This window comes from Sinorhizobium sp. GQ132, assembly GCF_059758575.1.
Map to the genome: position 1 here is coordinate 347894 of NZ_JCAXDX010000005.1, position 14807 is coordinate 362700.

At 61.3% G+C, this 14807-nt stretch carries 17 protein-coding genes and 1 tRNA gene; 10 read left to right on the forward strand and 8 right to left on the reverse strand.

Going from position 1 to position 14807, the window contains the following annotated elements; all coding sequences use genetic code 11:
* Positions 1 to 592: 592 nt before the first annotated feature.
* Positions 593 to 1498 (reverse strand): RNA polymerase sigma factor RpoH, encoded by a 906-nt coding sequence (rpoH, locus tag AC6CIG_RS15895; RefSeq protein ID WP_003527567.1) that lies wholly within the window; start codon positions 1496 to 1498, stop codon positions 593 to 595.
* Positions 1499 to 1695: 197 nt separating this feature from the next.
* Entirely contained in the window at positions 1696 to 2727 is a 1032-nt protein-coding gene (locus AC6CIG_RS15900) for an RluA family pseudouridine synthase (RefSeq protein WP_127708974.1), read from the reverse strand.
* A gap of 29 nt (positions 2728 to 2756) precedes the next feature.
* On the opposite strand from AC6CIG_RS15900, the gene AC6CIG_RS15905 reads away from it, so the two are divergent.
* Together AC6CIG_RS15905 and AC6CIG_RS15910 are read left to right on the forward strand one after the other, a co-directional pair.
* Positions 2757 to 3140 (forward strand): hypothetical protein, encoded by a 384-nt coding sequence (locus AC6CIG_RS15905; RefSeq protein WP_018096861.1) that lies wholly within the window; start codon positions 2757 to 2759, stop codon positions 3138 to 3140.
* Positions 3141 to 3144: 4 nt separating this feature from the next.
* Complete coding sequence (locus AC6CIG_RS15910; protein ID WP_018096862.1) at positions 3145 to 3972, forward strand: TrmH family RNA methyltransferase; 828 nt, start codon at positions 3145 to 3147, stop codon at positions 3970 to 3972.
* 64 nt (positions 3973 to 4036) lie between these two features.
* Here the strand turns inward: AC6CIG_RS15910 and AC6CIG_RS15915 are convergent, their stop codons facing one another.
* Positions 4037 to 5119 (reverse strand): coiled-coil domain-containing protein, encoded by a 1083-nt coding sequence (locus AC6CIG_RS15915; RefSeq protein ID WP_127708972.1) that lies wholly within the window; start codon positions 5117 to 5119, stop codon positions 4037 to 4039.
* A 147-nt stretch (positions 5120 to 5266) separates the two neighbouring features.
* Positions 5267 to 5869, reverse strand: coding sequence for a DUF1134 domain-containing protein (locus AC6CIG_RS15920; RefSeq protein WP_026168799.1), 603 nt, complete (start codon positions 5867 to 5869; stop codon positions 5267 to 5269).
* 368 nt (positions 5870 to 6237) lie between these two features.
* Between AC6CIG_RS15920 and chpT the strand changes: the two genes are divergently transcribed.
* Together chpT and AC6CIG_RS15930 are read left to right on the forward strand one after the other, a co-directional pair.
* Complete coding sequence (gene chpT / locus AC6CIG_RS15925) at positions 6238 to 6900, forward strand: histidine phosphotransferase ChpT (RefSeq protein WP_018096865.1); 663 nt, start codon at positions 6238 to 6240, stop codon at positions 6898 to 6900.
* Positions 6901 to 7141: 241 nt separating this feature from the next.
* Positions 7142 to 7510 (forward strand): response regulator, encoded by a 369-nt coding sequence (locus AC6CIG_RS15930; RefSeq protein WP_010970151.1) that lies wholly within the window; start codon positions 7142 to 7144, stop codon positions 7508 to 7510.
* 298 nt (positions 7511 to 7808) lie between these two features.
* Here the strand turns inward: AC6CIG_RS15930 and ctrA are convergent, their stop codons facing one another.
* Positions 7809 to 8510, reverse strand: coding sequence for a response regulator transcription factor CtrA (ctrA, locus tag AC6CIG_RS15935; protein WP_003527557.1), 702 nt, complete (start codon positions 8508 to 8510; stop codon positions 7809 to 7811).
* A gap of 549 nt (positions 8511 to 9059) precedes the next feature.
* Between ctrA and AC6CIG_RS15940 the strand changes: the two genes are divergently transcribed.
* Positions 9060 to 9410, forward strand: coding sequence for a hypothetical protein (locus AC6CIG_RS15940; RefSeq protein WP_003527555.1), 351 nt, complete (start codon positions 9060 to 9062; stop codon positions 9408 to 9410).
* A 169-nt stretch (positions 9411 to 9579) separates the two neighbouring features.
* Here the strand turns inward: AC6CIG_RS15940 and AC6CIG_RS15945 are convergent, their stop codons facing one another.
* Together AC6CIG_RS15945 and sciP are read right to left on the reverse strand one after the other, a co-directional pair.
* Positions 9580 to 9861 (reverse strand): GNAT family N-acetyltransferase, encoded by a 282-nt coding sequence (locus tag AC6CIG_RS15945; protein ID WP_127708970.1) that lies wholly within the window; start codon positions 9859 to 9861, stop codon positions 9580 to 9582.
* 150 nt (positions 9862 to 10011) lie between these two features.
* Positions 10012 to 10287, reverse strand: a complete 276-nt coding sequence (gene sciP, locus AC6CIG_RS15950) for a CtrA inhibitor SciP (protein ID WP_003527546.1) — start codon at positions 10285 to 10287, stop codon at positions 10012 to 10014.
* A 187-nt stretch (positions 10288 to 10474) separates the two neighbouring features.
* On the opposite strand from sciP, the gene AC6CIG_RS15955 reads away from it, so the two are divergent.
* From AC6CIG_RS15955 to AC6CIG_RS15975, 5 genes are all read left to right on the forward strand, one after another.
* The gene (locus AC6CIG_RS15955) at positions 10475 to 11434 is read left to right on the forward strand and encodes a helix-turn-helix transcriptional regulator (RefSeq protein WP_164866809.1); all 960 of its coding nucleotides are present in this window, start codon (positions 10475 to 10477) and stop codon (positions 11432 to 11434) included.
* 260 nt (positions 11435 to 11694) lie between these two features.
* Complete coding sequence (gene mnmA / locus AC6CIG_RS15960; RefSeq protein WP_127708966.1) at positions 11695 to 12891, forward strand: tRNA 2-thiouridine(34) synthase MnmA; 1197 nt, start codon at positions 11695 to 11697, stop codon at positions 12889 to 12891.
* A 133-nt stretch (positions 12892 to 13024) separates the two neighbouring features.
* Positions 13025 to 13101 (forward strand) — tRNA-Met (locus AC6CIG_RS15965).
* Between the two features lie 497 nt (positions 13102 to 13598).
* Positions 13599 to 13844: a nucleotidyltransferase domain-containing protein gene (locus AC6CIG_RS15970; RefSeq protein ID WP_498323028.1), complete on the forward strand. Its 246-nt coding sequence runs from the start codon at positions 13599 to 13601 to the stop codon at positions 13842 to 13844.
* Positions 13822 to 14229: an HI0074 family nucleotidyltransferase substrate-binding subunit gene (locus AC6CIG_RS15975; RefSeq protein ID WP_498322990.1), complete on the forward strand. Its 408-nt coding sequence runs from the start codon at positions 13822 to 13824 to the stop codon at positions 14227 to 14229. The genes AC6CIG_RS15970 and AC6CIG_RS15975 overlap by 23 nt, the downstream gene beginning before the upstream one ends.
* A gap of 10 nt (positions 14230 to 14239) precedes the next feature.
* Here the strand turns inward: AC6CIG_RS15975 and AC6CIG_RS15980 are convergent, their stop codons facing one another.
* Positions 14240 to 14692, reverse strand: a complete 453-nt coding sequence (locus AC6CIG_RS15980; protein ID WP_498322991.1) for an RNA polymerase subunit sigma-70 — start codon at positions 14690 to 14692, stop codon at positions 14240 to 14242.
* Positions 14693 to 14807: the final 115 nt, after the last annotated feature.

Sequence of the window (14807 nt, forward strand, 5' to 3'; positions counted from 1 at the left end):
GCCACCCGCCGCCGCCTGTTTGATCGCCTCATTCCTGTGACGAGCACAGAGATGGGGGTTGAGAGGGTGCGGTCCCTCGGCGCGCTTCATAAACCGTGAAGATGGTGAGGCGGCGCGGAAGGCGGGTCACGCCCGTGTAAAGCGTCCCGCTTCGCTTCGATGCGAGAATGTAGGAGCCGCACATCCCGGTCCCTCATTCCTGTGCTCGTCACAGGAATCCAGCCAGGCCAAGTCCTTGGGCTGAAAGAAAGCTTCCCGCGCCGCAGACGCGGCGCTGCTGGATCTCTGTGACAAGCACAGAGAGATGAGGATGAGGAGAGATTGCAGCCCTCCGAAAAGTGTCCTACAGCGCCGCGCGTCTTACGAGACGCGCAAAGGTCGCTGTAGCACTTGAGCTGCTGCTCGCTCGGTACTCATGGAATTCAAGCGCATCGCCATCCGTGCCGACAAAACCGACCAGAGCTTCAACGCCATTATCATCTCGCGGCCGCCGCCCATCCGGAAGTGCGCAGTGTCAGAACACATGAAGACATGAAAAATTCCGGCTGGATCTCCCGCCGGGAATTTCGTTGTGGGGGTGAATGTGTGGGCTTTAAGCGCCTTCAACCACGCGCAGCGCACTGGCTCTTTCCAGCGCGGCCTTGCGAACTGCCTCCTGCACCTTTTCGAAGGCCCGAACCTCGATCTGCCGCACGCGCTCGCGGCTGATGTCGAACTCGGTCGAGAGATCCTCCAGCGTGATCGGCTCCTCGGTGAGGCGGCGGGCCTCGAAAATCCGGCGCTCACGGTCGTTCAGAACCTTCATGGCATTGGCCAGCAGTGCGCGGCGGCTCTCGAGCTCGTCCTGTTCGATCAGGATTTGTTCCTGATTGTCGTGATCGTCCACCAGCCAATCCTGCCACTGGCCGGAATCGCCTTCGCTCGCCTTGATCGGCGCATTGAGCGAAGCGTCGCCCGAAAGGCGACGGTTCATCGAGACGACCTCTTCCTCACTGACCTTCAGGGTCGTGGCGATCTCCTTCACCTGTTCCGGCTTGAGATCGCCTTCATCGAGGGCCTGGATGCGGCCTTTCAGCCGTCTCAGGTTGAAGAACAGGCGCTTCTGGTTGGCCGTCGTGCCCATTTTGACCAGAGACCACGAACGCAGGATGTATTCCTGGATGGCAGCCTTGATCCACCACATGGCGTAGGTCGCGAGGCGGAAGCCGCGATCGGGCTCGAACTTCTTGACCGCCTGCATCAGGCCGACATTGCCTTCGGAAATGACTTCGCCGATCGGCAGACCGTAGCCGCGATAACCCATCGCGATCTTGGCAACGAGGCGAAGATGGCTCGTTACGAGCTTGTGCGCGGCCTTGCGGTCGTCGTGCTCCTGGTACCGCTTGGCGAGCATGTACTCTTCCTGCGGCTCGAGCATGGGAAATTTGCGAATTTCGTCGAGATAGCGGTTGAGACCGCCCTCTCCAGCAGCAATGGTCGGCAAGGTATTGCGGGCCATGAAGCACCCCCTTTGTGCGTCGCCGGCCTCCGGGACGGCAGGCCGGGCCTGTGGGTCTTCATCCAAGACCCCACGAGGCTAATAGATAAGTGCGGCGAAAGCATGATTCAAGGAATCCAGTTTCACGCTGTCGTGAAACTGGAGAAAGAAATCGGCGGGTTGAAACGCCTATAAGATTGGAATCTTCACACGCAAATTCAAGGGGCTCCGACCCGCAGCGCCGCGATCAGTTCCTGCATATCCGCCGGCACGGGCGTTTCGAAATGCATGGTTTCGCCGGTTGCGGGGTGTTCGAACTGCAGCATGTAGGCGTGCAGGGCCTGTCGTGGAAAGCGGTTGACGGCGGCTCTCGCCGGTTCCGGCAGCAGATTGGCCTTGGTGCGGAAGGCCGCGCCGTAATCCGGATCGCCGATCAGCGGATGACCGATATGGGCCATGTGCACGCGGATCTGGTGGGTACGCCCGGTCTCCAGATGGCACTCGACCGTGGAGGCGAGAGAGGTGCCGTCCGGTTTCTCGTGATAGCGCTCGACCACCTCGTAATGTGTGATCGCCTCGCGTGCATCGTCGCTGTCTTCGCGTTTGACGGCCCGTTTCGTCCGGTCGCCGGCTCGCCCCAGCGGCGCGTCGATCTTGCCTTTCAATTGGCGCGGCCGGCCCCAGACTACGGCGCGATAGGCGCGCTCGAGCGGCCCGCTGCGGCCGTGGTCGGCAAACTGATCCGAAAGGTGGCGGTGTGCTGCATCGTTCTTCGCGACCACCATGACGCCGCTCGTGTCCTTGTCGAGGCGATGCACGATACCGGGGCGCTTCACGCCGCCGATGCCGGAAAGGCTGTCGCCGCAATGGTGGATGAGCGCGTTGACGAGGGTTCCCGTCCAATTGCCGGCGCCGGGATGCACGACCAGGCCGGCCGGCTTGACCAGTACGATCAGGTCGGCATCCTCGTAAAGCACGTCGAGCGGGATCGCCTCACCCTTGGGTTCGGGATCCTCCGGCTCGGGCAGGGCAATCCGGAAGGAGTCGCCGGGGTGAACCTTTCGCTTCGGTTCGGTGACGGTCGCGCCGTTGATCGAGACGGCTCCTTGCTCGATCAGGCCCTTGATGCGATTGCGGGAAAACTCGCCCGCAAGCGCTTCCGTCAGGAAGGCGTCGAGACGCCCGGCCGCGTCATCGCCTGCCGTCAGGACTTTCCTATTGCCGGGCGCTTGTTTAAAGGGATCGTTCATTCCGTTCCAATTCCGATAGAAAGCCGACCATGACCGCAATCGAGCCTGAAGAACAGGAAGACAAGCCGCTTGATCCAGCGATGGAGAACGTCCGTCGCAAGATGGTGCGCCTGCAGCTCGTCTCGGCCGGCGTGATGCTGGTGATGCTTATGGCCGTCCTCGGAGCCATTGTCTACAAGCTGACCCGCACGGACGGAAGGGCCGAGGCGGCGCAGCCGGCCTTGAGCGTGCCCGGCGATGCCCCGGTAAGCGCCATTGCGGCGCTGCCGGCCGGCTTCTCGGTGAGCAATGTGGCGCTTTCCGGCTCGCAGCTCGTCTTCTACGGCAGCCTGCCCGGTGCGGAGCCGCGTGCGATCGTTTTCGACATCAGGGCCGGCCGCATCGTCGCCGACGTCACTGTCAGGACCAACTGACGATATGACTGAACCTCTCCTTCGCATCGACGATCCGGCGGACCCGCGCATAGCCGGGTTCCTGTCGATCAAGGAGCGCGATCTGACGGGACGGCAGGGCCGCTTCATCGCCGAGGGGACCGTCGTGCTCAGGATGCTTGCGGCCGCGCATCGCGAAAGGCGCGGCATCGCAGCCGAGGCGATCCTGCTCCTCGAGAGCCGGGTGGCCGGTATCGCTGACCTGCTCGCGCAGTTTCCGCCGGACGTTCCGGTCTATGTGGCGACCGGCCGCGTCTTCGACGCGATCGCCGGGTTCAACATGCATCGCGGCGTGCTGGCGCTCGGCCGGCGCGATGCTGCGCCCGGCAGCGATGCGCTGATTGCAGGATTACCGCAGTCGAGCCTCGTGCTCGCCGCCTGCGGCATATCGAACCACGACAATATGGGGTCGCTCTTTCGCAACGCTGCGGCCTTCGGGGTCGATGCGGTGCTGATGGACTCGATGAGTTGCGATCCGATGTACCGCAAGGCAATCCGCGTATCCGTGGGGTCGGTGCTCACGCTGCCCTTCGCGCGCGAGGGCACAGCGGCGGAGATGATCGAACGTCTTCAGACGGCAGGTTTCGTCCTCTGGGGTCTGTCCCCGCGCGGCACCGCCGACATTACCGCCATCCCGCCGGCGCCGCGCACCGCATTGCTGGTCGGCACCGAGGGCGAGGGGCTGCCCGAAACGATACTTTCGGAAATTCGCACGGCCCGCATCCGGCAACGGCCCGGCCTGGACAGCCTCAACGTGGCGATGGCGGCGGGCATCGCGCTTCATCAGGTTGCAAGCATCAACGGCAGGGTTTGAGCGGAACGGCGAGCGTTTCGGCACGATCGGTGCGGATGCTGCCGCCGGCATCCCCGGCCTGATCTCATTCGGGCTCCAGCATCTCCTTCACCCGCCGCGCCAGGCTCCTTCGGCCTGCCCGCCCTTCGGCATCTTCGCCGGCAAGAAGGCCGTGTATGGGCGAGGTGTTGCCCTCGCGCGTCGCCGTCAGGGTGACCATGCCTGCTGCGATTTCGGCCATCTCCTCGCGGAGCGCCTCATCGTGAGCAGCCGATTTGGAGCCGACAAGGCGTTCGGAAAGCGCTGTCGCCCGGTTTCTGAGATCGTCGGAAAGCGCGGCCGTGTCGAGGCCATCCATCGTGGCGTCGTGCTCGTCCGCATGCTTCGAACGCTTCACGCCGCGCGTTTTGACCTGCGACCTCAAATGGGCGATCTCTGCCGCGCGTTGTTCGAGGGCACTCTCGCGATCGGCGTTGGCCGCCGTTTCGCGGGCGAGCCGGTTTTCGAGTTGATGCATGCGTGTCTCGTCCTGGGTGAGGCGCTGCTCCATTTCCCCGGCGCGGGCGGTTTCCGCCTCCAGGTCGGCGCGCAAAGTCTCGCGCTCGTCTTGGATCGCTCGCATCCGGCTCTTCAGGTGCTCGATTTCGGTGTCGCGCGCCGCAAGGTCTATCTTGAGGCCGTCGAGGTCCGCGCTCTGCTTGTCGACCCGGCTCTGCAGCGCGCGGACGGTCTCGGAATGCGCGCCGTTTTCTCGTGCCGAGCTTTTGGCAGCCGCCTCCATGCTTTCCACGCGTTGTTCCAGCCGACGGATCGTGGAGCGCATGGTGGCCGCCTCGACGTTCATATCCGCCAGCTGCGCCTGAAGTTCGGTGTTTTCGCTCACCAGATGGCGCGTGTCCCTCAGGGTTCTTTCATGCTGCACCATCAGCGCGACAGCCTTGTCGCGCTCGCGGCGCAGCGCCTGAAGCGTCTTGGCGTTTTCGACGGCATAGGTCGCGCGCGCCGCATCCCTTTGCGCGCGCACTTCCTGCGGGCTCAGAGGCATCGTTGCCTTCAGCCTGTCCTCCGCAAAGCGCACGATGCGCCTTTGGATGGCGGGGGCGACGAGAAGGCCGATGACGACCGCCGTCAGGAAGCCCAGGGCAAAGAGGAGCGCATATTCAATCACGTGCTGGCCGTTTCAGTGTGGACCGGGTCTGCAGCAGGCAGTCATTCGCGTTCATGCAGTAAGCATGATGCAGGAAATGCTGCAACAATTACCGCAAGCTTGCACGTCTTTTCGGGCAGGGTTCATCGGTGCCGTGTCGCGGGCGCTTCAGAAGGGGTTCCAGGTCGGCTGCTGCGTCAGCTTGAGATAGCCGACATTGATGCCGAGCCTCGCGCCGATGCCGGTGCGGATCGGCACCACCACGACATGTTCGTCCGTCAGCACCGTCATGCCGACGCCGGCGACCACGTAAGCCGAACCGGAGACGCCGCCGAAGCGCTTGTAGAGAGCAGGCACGCTCGGCAGATTGTAGACGAGCATCATGGCGCGGCTGCCCTGGCCGCCCCAGTCGAGCCCGAGCGACGGGCCCTGCCAGAAAACGCTGTGCTGCCCCACATTCTTGGTATGGAGCTCGCCCTCGCCATAGGTGACGCCGGCGATGAAGGCACCGGATCCTTCCTGGCCGAGGATATAGCCGTTCGGCAGACCATAGCGCTCGAAGGCGCGCTCGACGACCTTGGCAAGGCCCCCGGACGTTTCGCCGAAGAAACCGTGACCGGCGTCGACGATCTCCTGCATCGTGTACTGGCTGGAGTTTTGGGATTGCGCCTGTGCGCCAGAGGTGCCGGCGATCAGGGTGCTGGCCACCACGGCCATCATGGTCACAATAGCGCGGACAGCCATCAGGGTGGTCTTCATCATCGGCTGCATCGTTTCCTCCGTCGGGGCGCGAAAGCGGCTCGCGCGCCGGCCGTCATGACCGGCTCTTCCATCGGCTGCGCCGTCGGTGCCGGCACGGGCCATTTTTCACAAGCATGCGCGCGGAACGCACTAGCATTTGGAACGAGTGCACCTTATCGGCTTCCAGGAACCCACCTGAAATCGGGGTGCTCCAACAATTTGAACGGATCATCTTAACAATCGGTTTACCAAATGTGATGTCATTATGGCTTATCGACATATGGCACGACCGCCCGCCTCATGATCTTACTCACGACCGTGCGGGAGCTGCGTCGGGCTTATGCGCGCCCGGCGCCGCGACAGCCCGTGATCCGGTTTGAAGCGAGCAAGGAAGAATGATGGCAAAGAATCCGAATCTGACGTTGACGGGACACGATCTGGCCGCGCTGCTGTGCAGCCGCGTCTGCCACGACATCATCTCGCCGGTCGGCGCCATCAACAACGGTCTCGAACTCCTCGACGAGGGCGGCGCCGATGCGGATGCGATGGACCTGATTCGCACCAGCGCGCTCAATGCTTCCGTACGGCTGAAATTCGCGCGCCTTGCCTTCGGGGCCTCGGGCTCGGTCGGCGCCTCGATCGACACCGGCGAGGCCGAGAAGGCCGCCAAGGATTTTGCCGCTTCGGAGAAGAAGACCGAGGTCAACTGGAACGGACCGCGCGCGATCATCGCCAAGAACCGCGTCAAGCTGCTCCTGAACCTGTTCCTGATCGCTTATGGCTCGATCCCGCGTGGCGGCGTCATCGACATCACTCTGGAAAATCCGGAGTTCGACGCGATATTCACCCTCAGTGCCAAGGGGCGGATGATGCGCGTGCCGCCGAAGCTGGTGGAGCTCATCTCCGGCACGCCGGAGGAGGCGGTCGACGCCCATTCGATCCAGCCCTATTACACGGTGCTCCTGGCGGAAGAGGCCGGCATGGAGATCGACGTCGTATCGACCGGCGAAGCGATCGTCTTCACCGCTCGCGTGGTAGCGCCCGAAACGGTGAGCGCCTGAGGCGGAACCGAGCGCGGCTTTCGGCACATCTGGCCAATTCCATCGTCTCATTGCTCTGGTGACGGGAGGACTCACGCGCCCTCCCGCATGCTTCACGACCGCATCGCTCCAACCGACGGGAAGCACCGGCGGATTTCAGCGCGGCGGGTGATGCCGCGTCACCGCGGTAACTGTTTCTTTGCCAAATCCGTATAGGATTGCTTGATGGAGATGGTTTCGCGTGTGGCGAAGCGGGAAGGAGATGGACGTGCGGCGCTTGATGATTGCTGACGGATCGGATGTTGTGCGCAAGGTCGGGAAGCGCATCCTGTCGGGAATGGGATTCCTGGTTTCCGAGGCGCCGAGCAGCCTTGAAGCGCTGGTGCGATGCGAGGCCGAACTGCCGAACATCCTTATCGTCGACGCGGGGCTAGACGGCGCCCTCGACCTGATCGGCAATATCCGTCGCCTGCCTGAGGGCGCTTCGGTGCGGATCTATTACTGTGTCGTCCAGGCGGATCTCAAGAAGATGATGGCCGGCAAGCGGGCCGGTGCCGACGATTTCCTGCTGAAGCCCTTCGACCGCAAGATACTGACGAGTGTTTTCGCCGGTCAGTCCATGGCAGCCTGATACAGAGCCCGCAAGCATTCATCTGCGCGTGGTCTACCCTTGATCCCCGTTTGTGCCGGAATTTCGGCCAGCCCAAGGCTTTGACCTGAGTGGGGGCCCCCGAAGGGCAGCCACACTCAACCGGCTTTCTCTAAATCTCGACCATTTTTGCCCGCCAATCCGTTTCCTGCTTTCTTTCGAGCACGGTGCGGGGCAGGCGAAGGGTAACAACAAAAAACCCGCCCAGACTAGGCGGGTTCGGCTGCTTTTGGGGGCAGGGGGCGGATGCGGGGTTTTCGCGGCCCGGTAATGCCGGAAATCAGGCGGTTTCCAGGTAGTCGCTGCCTTCCGGCTCGCGCAGCACATAGCCGCGGCCCCAGACGGTTTCGATGTAATTGGCGCCGCCGGCGGCATTGGCGAGTTTCTTGCGCAGCTTACAGATGAAGACGTCGATGATCTTCAGCTCCGGCTCGTCCATGCCGCCATAAAGGTGGTTCAGGAACATTTCCTTGGTGAGCGTCGTGCCCTTGCGCAGCGAGAGCAGCTCCAGCATCTGGTATTCCTTGCCCGTCAGATGCACGCGCTGGCCGCCGACCTCCACGGTCTTGGCGTCCAGGTTGACGATCAGCTCGCCCGTCGAGATGACCGACTGGGCATGGCCCTTGGAGCGGCGCACGATCGCGTGGATACGGGCCACCAGCTCGTCCTTGTGGAAAGGCTTGGTCATATAGTCGTCGGCGCCGAAGCCGAGGCCGCGGACCTTATCCTCGATGCCCGCCATACCCGAAAGGATGAGAATCGGTGTTTTGACTTTCGACAGACGCAGCGTTCGCAGAACTTCGTAACCGGACATGTCCGGCAGGTTCAGGTCGAGGAGAATGATGTCGTAGTCGTAAAGCTTGCCGAGATCGACGCCTTCTTCACCGAGATCGGTGGTGTAGACGTTGAAACTTTCGGACTTGAGCATGAGCTCGATGCTCTGAGCCGTCGCGCTGTCGTCTTCGATCAGTAGAACCCGCATAGTCTTCCCCTTTTCCGCCGCCCAAGGTTGTCGTGGCATCCTTACGCGATACGGATCCAGTCGTTGCCTGATTTGGAGGCTGCCACCAAATGGTTAACAAATTCTGATTCACTCTGGCAAGGTGTATCGAAAATGTTAAATATTTTTAGCAGTCCCCTGATTCAAAACGTAAATCTGAAATTGCGCTCCTCATGTGATATATGAGGGAATGCCGTTAACTGACTCTACCGACTCGTAAATGCTCGAAAGTCCACATTTCATGCATCAGCATTTACGGAGCCTTAAATCATCGCACCTATGATTAACGATGCCCGTAAACGAAAGGTTACCAGCGGTAGGCATTTGTTAAGGCCGCGGTCGATTTTTGTTTCCGGCTCGGTTGGGCCGGCACAACGGGCCGCAGATCGCGACGATTCCGGAGTCCGGGATCTGAATGTGGTCGGCTAGAAGGAGTTAGAGCGGGATGCGGGCGGAGATCTTCGTCACACCTTTCCCTTATTCCGCTCGGGAACAGTAACCGGGGTCTCGGTATCCACGGGAGTATTGCGTATGAAAGCACGTGAGAGCCTAGTCCGACTGAAGGAATTTCAGGTTCGGGAAAAGCAGCGCCAGCTCAGTCAGCTTCAGATGATGATGGCCGAGTTCGAGCGCATGACCAAGGATCTGGAAAACCAGATCGTCTTCGAGGAGAAGAAGTCGGGAATTTCCGACCCTTCGCACTTCGCCTACCCCACCTTCGCCAAGGCTGCCCGCCAGCGGGCCGATAATCTCCAGGTTTCCATTCGCGAGCTGAAGATGCAGCAGGATGCGGCCGAGCTCGCGCTCGAGGAGGTGCAGGCGGAATATGCGAGGGCAGCAGCGCTCGAGGAGCGGGATACGGGCGCGCGGCTGCGCGCCTGAGAGAGCAGCTACGGCACCGCGTATCTGATGAGACGCGCGGTGTCTTGGAGCGCCGTGCGTCGGAATGCACGCACAAAGAACGCTACAACTATTAAACCGACGCAACGTCCTTTCGGAAAATCGATTCCGATTTTCGGGCCGATGGGGTAGGACAAGGGGGTCCCTTGCGTCAGCCCTGGATTACATCCCGCCATTCCGGATGGCGCATGACCTGGGCGCGCATGAACGGGCAGAGCGGGATGATCTTCCAGCTGCCCTTGCGGGCCTCCTCGATCGCGTGAAGGGCCAGCGCCTGGCCGACGCCCTTGCCGCGCAAGGCGTCCGGAACGAGGGTGTGGTCCACGATTATGAGATGCGGCGACGACCTGGAATAGGTCATCTCCCCGGTGTGGCCGTCGAGCGTCGCCGTGTAGCGGCCTTTGGTATCCGTTTCTTCCTGGGCGATGTCCATCGGGCGTCCTTCGTTGCCTATGCGTTGGTGGCGATACCGTAGCTGCAGCATGATGTGCTGGATGGTTTTATCGTCAAATCGGCAAAAACGAAACCGGCGGCTCGGGAACACCCCAGCCGCCGGCTCGAATTATGGCCCTGCAGGGATTGATCAGTGGCGATATTGCTGGATGCGCGTCGTGCGCAGGCCGGCGAGACCATGGTCATTTATCGAGGATTGCCAGGAGAGGAATTCCTCTACGGTCAGCGTGTAACGCTCACATGCCTCTTCGAGGCTCAACAGGCCACCACGCACGGCGGCGACGACTTCAGCCTTCCTGCGGATGACCCAGCGCCGGGTATTGGCCGGCGGCAGGTCCGCGATCGTCAAAGGACTGCCATCGGGGCCGATGACATATTTCACGCGTGGACGCATCATTTCGGTCATGGGACTCTCTACACAAACTCAAGACCATATGGCTGTGACCTTAGCTTGCCACATTTAATAATTGCCTAAACCGCCGATAACCATTTGATCATCATTTGAGCGGCCTCGGCCACGGATTGGTCGCACGGGCGGCTGTTCGTGACGCAAGGGAACGGCGGGCCTTCCACGACTTTTCGCCATGCAGGCCATGCAATCACCACATTTCGCTTCGACTGGAGCGATGGCAGGGCGCCGGATCAACCGCGTCCGCGTGGACGCTCCCGGAATAAACCCGGGCGTCACGCAGTTTGCGGGCGGCGCGGCTCATGTCCGCGGCGCGGGCAGGGCGGCCCTCTCAGCCCCACCAGGCCAAGACCGCCTTAGTCTCCATAGCGGCGGCAACGCCGGCAGCACGGTGACCGGAATGAAGGATTCGAACGAACCGGCCTCGCGGCGTGAGGCCGAAACGAACATGCCTTTCGAGGTCGACCCCGCCTCGGTACGCACGGAGTACGAGCTCCTGCATCTGCTGCGGCGGCTGATCTCGCGCTACGGCTTCGCGCATTTCATGATTGCGCGCCTGCCTCTCGCCGACGAGCAACGCTTTTCCGAGCGCCTCGTGCTGAGCAATTGGCCCGCCGAGTTGGTGCGGCAGTATGATGCCGGCGAGACGTTCCAGACGAGCGAGCTGGTCGAGCGGCTGCGTCAGACGAAGCTGCCCGTCACCGGCGGCCCTGAACTCATGGAGCCCGCGGGCAAGGGGGGCGGCAAGGCCGCGGTTTTCCGCCTCCCGCCCCATGCCGGTATGGGTCACTTCGCGGTACTGCTGCACACGACTTATGGCGAGCCTTTTGTGGCAGTGCTCTCCGGCACGCGGGACGAGCCGGCCGGCGCCGAGCGTGCGACGCTCTATCTGGCGCTATTGCAGCTTTTCGAATGCCTCGAGCGCACCTTCGATGCCGGCAGCGGCGCCCGCGAGAAGCTCTCGAGCCGGGAGGTCGAATGTCTGCGCTGGGCGGCGGCGGGAAAGAGCAGCGACGAGATCGCCATCATTCTCGGAATATCCGCCTATACGGTGAGCAGCTATTTCAAGAGCGCGACCCGTAAGCTCGACGCCGTCAACCGCATGCAGGCGATCGCCCGGGCGATGCGGATGAAGCTGATCTGACGGATCGAGCGCTCGGCGGACGTTCCGCGTCCGCTCTTGCCCTGACGGGCGCAAGTTTCTATATGTCGCGGCACGGAAAAGTCTGATGCATGCCGCCCGGCACCGAGAGCGGTTTTGGGTGACGATATGCACGAAGAAAATACCGCAAGGGCGTAAACCCTTCAGAAAATGCCGCGCCGCCCTCATGTGTCGCCGTGCGGCCTCAAGCGTGAAACAGGGTGCCGGCACAGGAGCCGCCCCCGGATGCCGGATTGGATCCCGTGAACAGTCTCGATTTTGACCGCAAGCCCGAAGATACGCGCGTCGTCGTCGCCATGTCCGGCGGCGTCGATTCTTCCGTCGTGGCGGGGCTTCTCAAACGCGAGGGCTACGACGTTCTCGGTATCACGCTGCAGCTTTACGACCATGGCGCGGCGGTGCACAGGGCCGGCTCCTGCTGCGCCGGTCAGGATATCGACGACGCCCGGCGCGTCTGCGAGACGATCGGCATTCCCCATTATGTCCTCGATTACGAGGCGCGTTTCCGCGAGACGGTGATCAATCCCTTCGCCGAAAGCTATATCGCCGGCGAGACGCCGATCCCGTGTGTCGCCTGCAACCAGACGGTCAAGTTCGCCGACCTGCTCGCGACCGCTAAGGAACTCGGCGCCGATGCGCTCGCCACCGGCCATTATATCCGGTCGCGGCCGAGCCCGAAGCCGCGTTATGCCGGCCAGCGCGCGCTCTATCGGCCGGCCGACGCCGAGCGCGACCAGAGCTATTTCCTCTTTGCGACAACGCAGGAGCAGATCGACTATCTGCGCTTCCCGCTCGGCGGTCTTCCCAAGAGCGAGACCCGGGCGCTCGCCGAGGAGATGGGCCTTGTCGTCGCCAAGAAGGCCGACAGCCAGGACATCTGTTTCGTGCCCCAGGGCAAATACAGCGACATCGTCTCGAAGCTGAAGCCGAACGCGGCGCTTGCCGGCGAAATCGTCCACCTCGACGGTCGCGTGCTGGGCGCGCACGAGGGCATCCTGCATTACACGATCGGCCAGCGCCGCGGCATCGGTGTCGCGACCGGCGAGCCGCTCTATGTCGTCTATCTCGACGCCCGCTCGCGCCGCGTGATCGTCGGCCCGAAGGAGGCGCTGGAGACGCGCCGCGTCTACCTGCGCGACGTCAACTGGCTTGGTGACGCGGAACTGGACGCGGCAGCCGGGCAGGGCTTCGAATGCTTTGCCAAGGTGCGCTCCACCCGCCGCCCCGCCCCGGCGGTGCTCAAGAGCGATGCCGAAGGGCTCTATGTCGAGCTCGTCGAAGGCGAGGCGGGTGTCGCGCCCGGCCAGGCCTGCGCGCTCTATTCCGGCACCGGCGAGGATGCGCGCGTCTATGGCGGCGGCTTCATCCGCAGGTCCGAGCGCGAGCCGGCCGCGGAAGCGGCGCTGAAGGCGCTTTTGCAGGCGCCGGCGGCAGCGTAAAGCGGGGGATCCCGGCGTGGCGGGAAAACATCGCTTTTTCCCGAAGACATTGCTTGACACTAGCCGGAACAGCGCCTTATAAGCCGCCCGACCAGCCGAGACGGGCTTCGTTCAGAAGCTTCACGGCACCGGCGGCGGAGTAGCTCAGTAGGTTAGAGCAGAGGAATCATAATCCTTGTGTCGGGGGTTCGAATCCCTCCTCCGCTACCAGCAAATTCTCTAAGAAAAGCAGCGGCTTAGTGAGAAAAAGGCTCCGGGTTCTCGGGGCCTTTGTCGCAGTTATGTCGCAATAAATACCTTTGTTTTTCAACGAGTCCTTTTTAGTGCCGGCAAGTCCATGCGACATAGACTGCGACATAAGTTGGCGCTGAAAGTAGTGACGCTTCCCCGCGAATCCGGCATTCTTTCCCCATGTCCGCGCCGTCCAAAATCAAGCTCCGCCCCACCGAGGTTCGGAACCCATACTTCAGCCGCGCCCGTCCGGCCGACGCAGCCAATCCGGCCACTTCGCGCAAATGCTGACACGCTAATGATGCTTTTTTCCCGGTACAATTACGACATCCCGACGATCTCGCGCCTAATAGTTTTGGACGACTCGATAGCGTTTGAATAAGCATTGCCGCCGATGGAGAACCCCTGTGCCTAGTTCGTTCAACCTACCCGAGAGTGCCGCTTGTGCATTAGAGTGCCTGATCTCCTGTTCAAAGGTGGAGCGTATAATATTGTTCGGCTCGCGTGCTGTAGGAGACCACGATCAGCGATCTGACATTGATATAGCTATTGCTGCGCCAGAGTTGACGAGAAGGGAGCTGATATTTCTGCGAGATGATATCGCGAAAGCACGGACGTTATACAAAGTAGCCGTAACTCAGTTGGAAGGCATGCCAGCTAAGTTGAAAACTAGAGTATTAGAGCAGGGACTAGTGATCTATGAGCGAACGAAAGCTTCTTGATAGCTTATCTAATTTAGAAAAGGCCGTCTCAAATTTGGAGAAAGCGCTCGCTGTTCCGCGTGACCGCGAGTTGGTTTTTGAAGGCACTATACATCGGTTTGAAGTGACTATTGAATTGACGTGGAAAACTTTGAAGCGCGCTTTGAAGTACGAAGGCATTCATCCCAACACGCCGCGCGAGAGTGTAACCGAGGCGTTCCGAATCGGGTGGCTTCACGACGAAGCCATTTGGATTGACATGATCGGTCACAGAAATACAACTTCTCATGAATATCTGGCGGAAGAGGCGCTGGAGGATAACTATAACGACGTCGTTAAAGTGGCGCCTATTTTGCGTCATACTTTAACATTTCTTCAGGACCGCTATAAAAATCTGAGAGTTTAAGAATACTTATTCATTTTCGCGAGGCGATCAATGGCGGCGGTGCATATCGAGACCAACCAAAGCGACACTGAAGCGTGAACATGATGGCCCTGAGCGCCGTGCCATCGCTGCCGCTAGCGATGCGCAACAGGTGACTAGCGAGGCGCGCCTCAATAATTGCGGCTCCACGCCGCAATTCATTGCGGTAATGCTTGCGCAGTGTCGGCACGGTTACGGCGAGCACGGCGGCGATCTCGCTTTGTGGCACGCTCGCGCCAGCCATCGCTTCGACAAAGCGCCGCGTCATTGCGGATGGATCATGCGCCGGCCGTCCCTTTGATCGCGTTGCGTTTTCCATAACGGTAGAAAATAATGCTGTTTTTGGGAGAACGTTTGCCGGGAAACCTGTTTTTTTCTGCGCGAGAAAAAATCTCCGCGTGTGGTGGACGCGGGCCCCGAGGCCGCTTGCCTTGGCGAGTTTCATCCGCCCCCCTTGCATTTCGTATGTTGTGGGTAGCTTCCTCCGGATTCCACGCCCACGGCCGCCGCGGTGGCGCTGATCTAAAATGCGTGCGATAGACTGACGTTTAATATCGCAA

Coding starts and splice junctions, on each gene's coding strand:
- rpoH (WP_003527567.1), bottom strand. CDS start 1,498: ATGGCCCGCAATACCTTGCCGACCATTGCTGCTGGAGAGGGCGGTCTC.
- AC6CIG_RS15900 (WP_127708974.1), bottom strand. CDS start 2,727: ATGAACGATCCCTTTAAACAAGCGCCCGGCAATAGGAAAGTCCTGACG.
- AC6CIG_RS15905 (WP_018096861.1), top strand. CDS start 2,757: ATGACCGCAATCGAGCCTGAAGAACAGGAAGACAAGCCGCTTGATCCA.
- AC6CIG_RS15910 (WP_018096862.1), top strand. CDS start 3,145: ATGACTGAACCTCTCCTTCGCATCGACGATCCGGCGGACCCGCGCATA.
- AC6CIG_RS15920 (WP_026168799.1), bottom strand. CDS start 5,869: ATGCAGCCGATGATGAAGACCACCCTGATGGCTGTCCGCGCTATTGTG.
- chpT (WP_018096865.1), top strand. CDS start 6,238: ATGGCAAAGAATCCGAATCTGACGTTGACGGGACACGATCTGGCCGCG.
- AC6CIG_RS15930 (WP_010970151.1), top strand. CDS start 7,142: ATGGACGTGCGGCGCTTGATGATTGCTGACGGATCGGATGTTGTGCGC.
- ctrA (WP_003527557.1), bottom strand. CDS start 8,510: ATGCGGGTTCTACTGATCGAAGACGACAGCGCGACGGCTCAGAGCATC.
- AC6CIG_RS15940 (WP_003527555.1), top strand. CDS start 9,060: ATGAAAGCACGTGAGAGCCTAGTCCGACTGAAGGAATTTCAGGTTCGG.
- AC6CIG_RS15945 (WP_127708970.1), bottom strand. CDS start 9,861: ATGGACATCGCCCAGGAAGAAACGGATACCAAAGGCCGCTACACGGCG.
- sciP (WP_003527546.1), bottom strand. CDS start 10,287: ATGACCGAAATGATGCGTCCACGCGTGAAATATGTCATCGGCCCCGAT.
- AC6CIG_RS15955 (WP_164866809.1), top strand. CDS start 10,475: ATGCAATCACCACATTTCGCTTCGACTGGAGCGATGGCAGGGCGCCGG.
- AC6CIG_RS15975 (WP_498322990.1), top strand. CDS start 13,822: ATGAGCGAACGAAAGCTTCTTGATAGCTTATCTAATTTAGAAAAGGCC.
- AC6CIG_RS15980 (WP_498322991.1), bottom strand. CDS start 14,692: ATGAAACTCGCCAAGGCAAGCGGCCTCGGGGCCCGCGTCCACCACACG.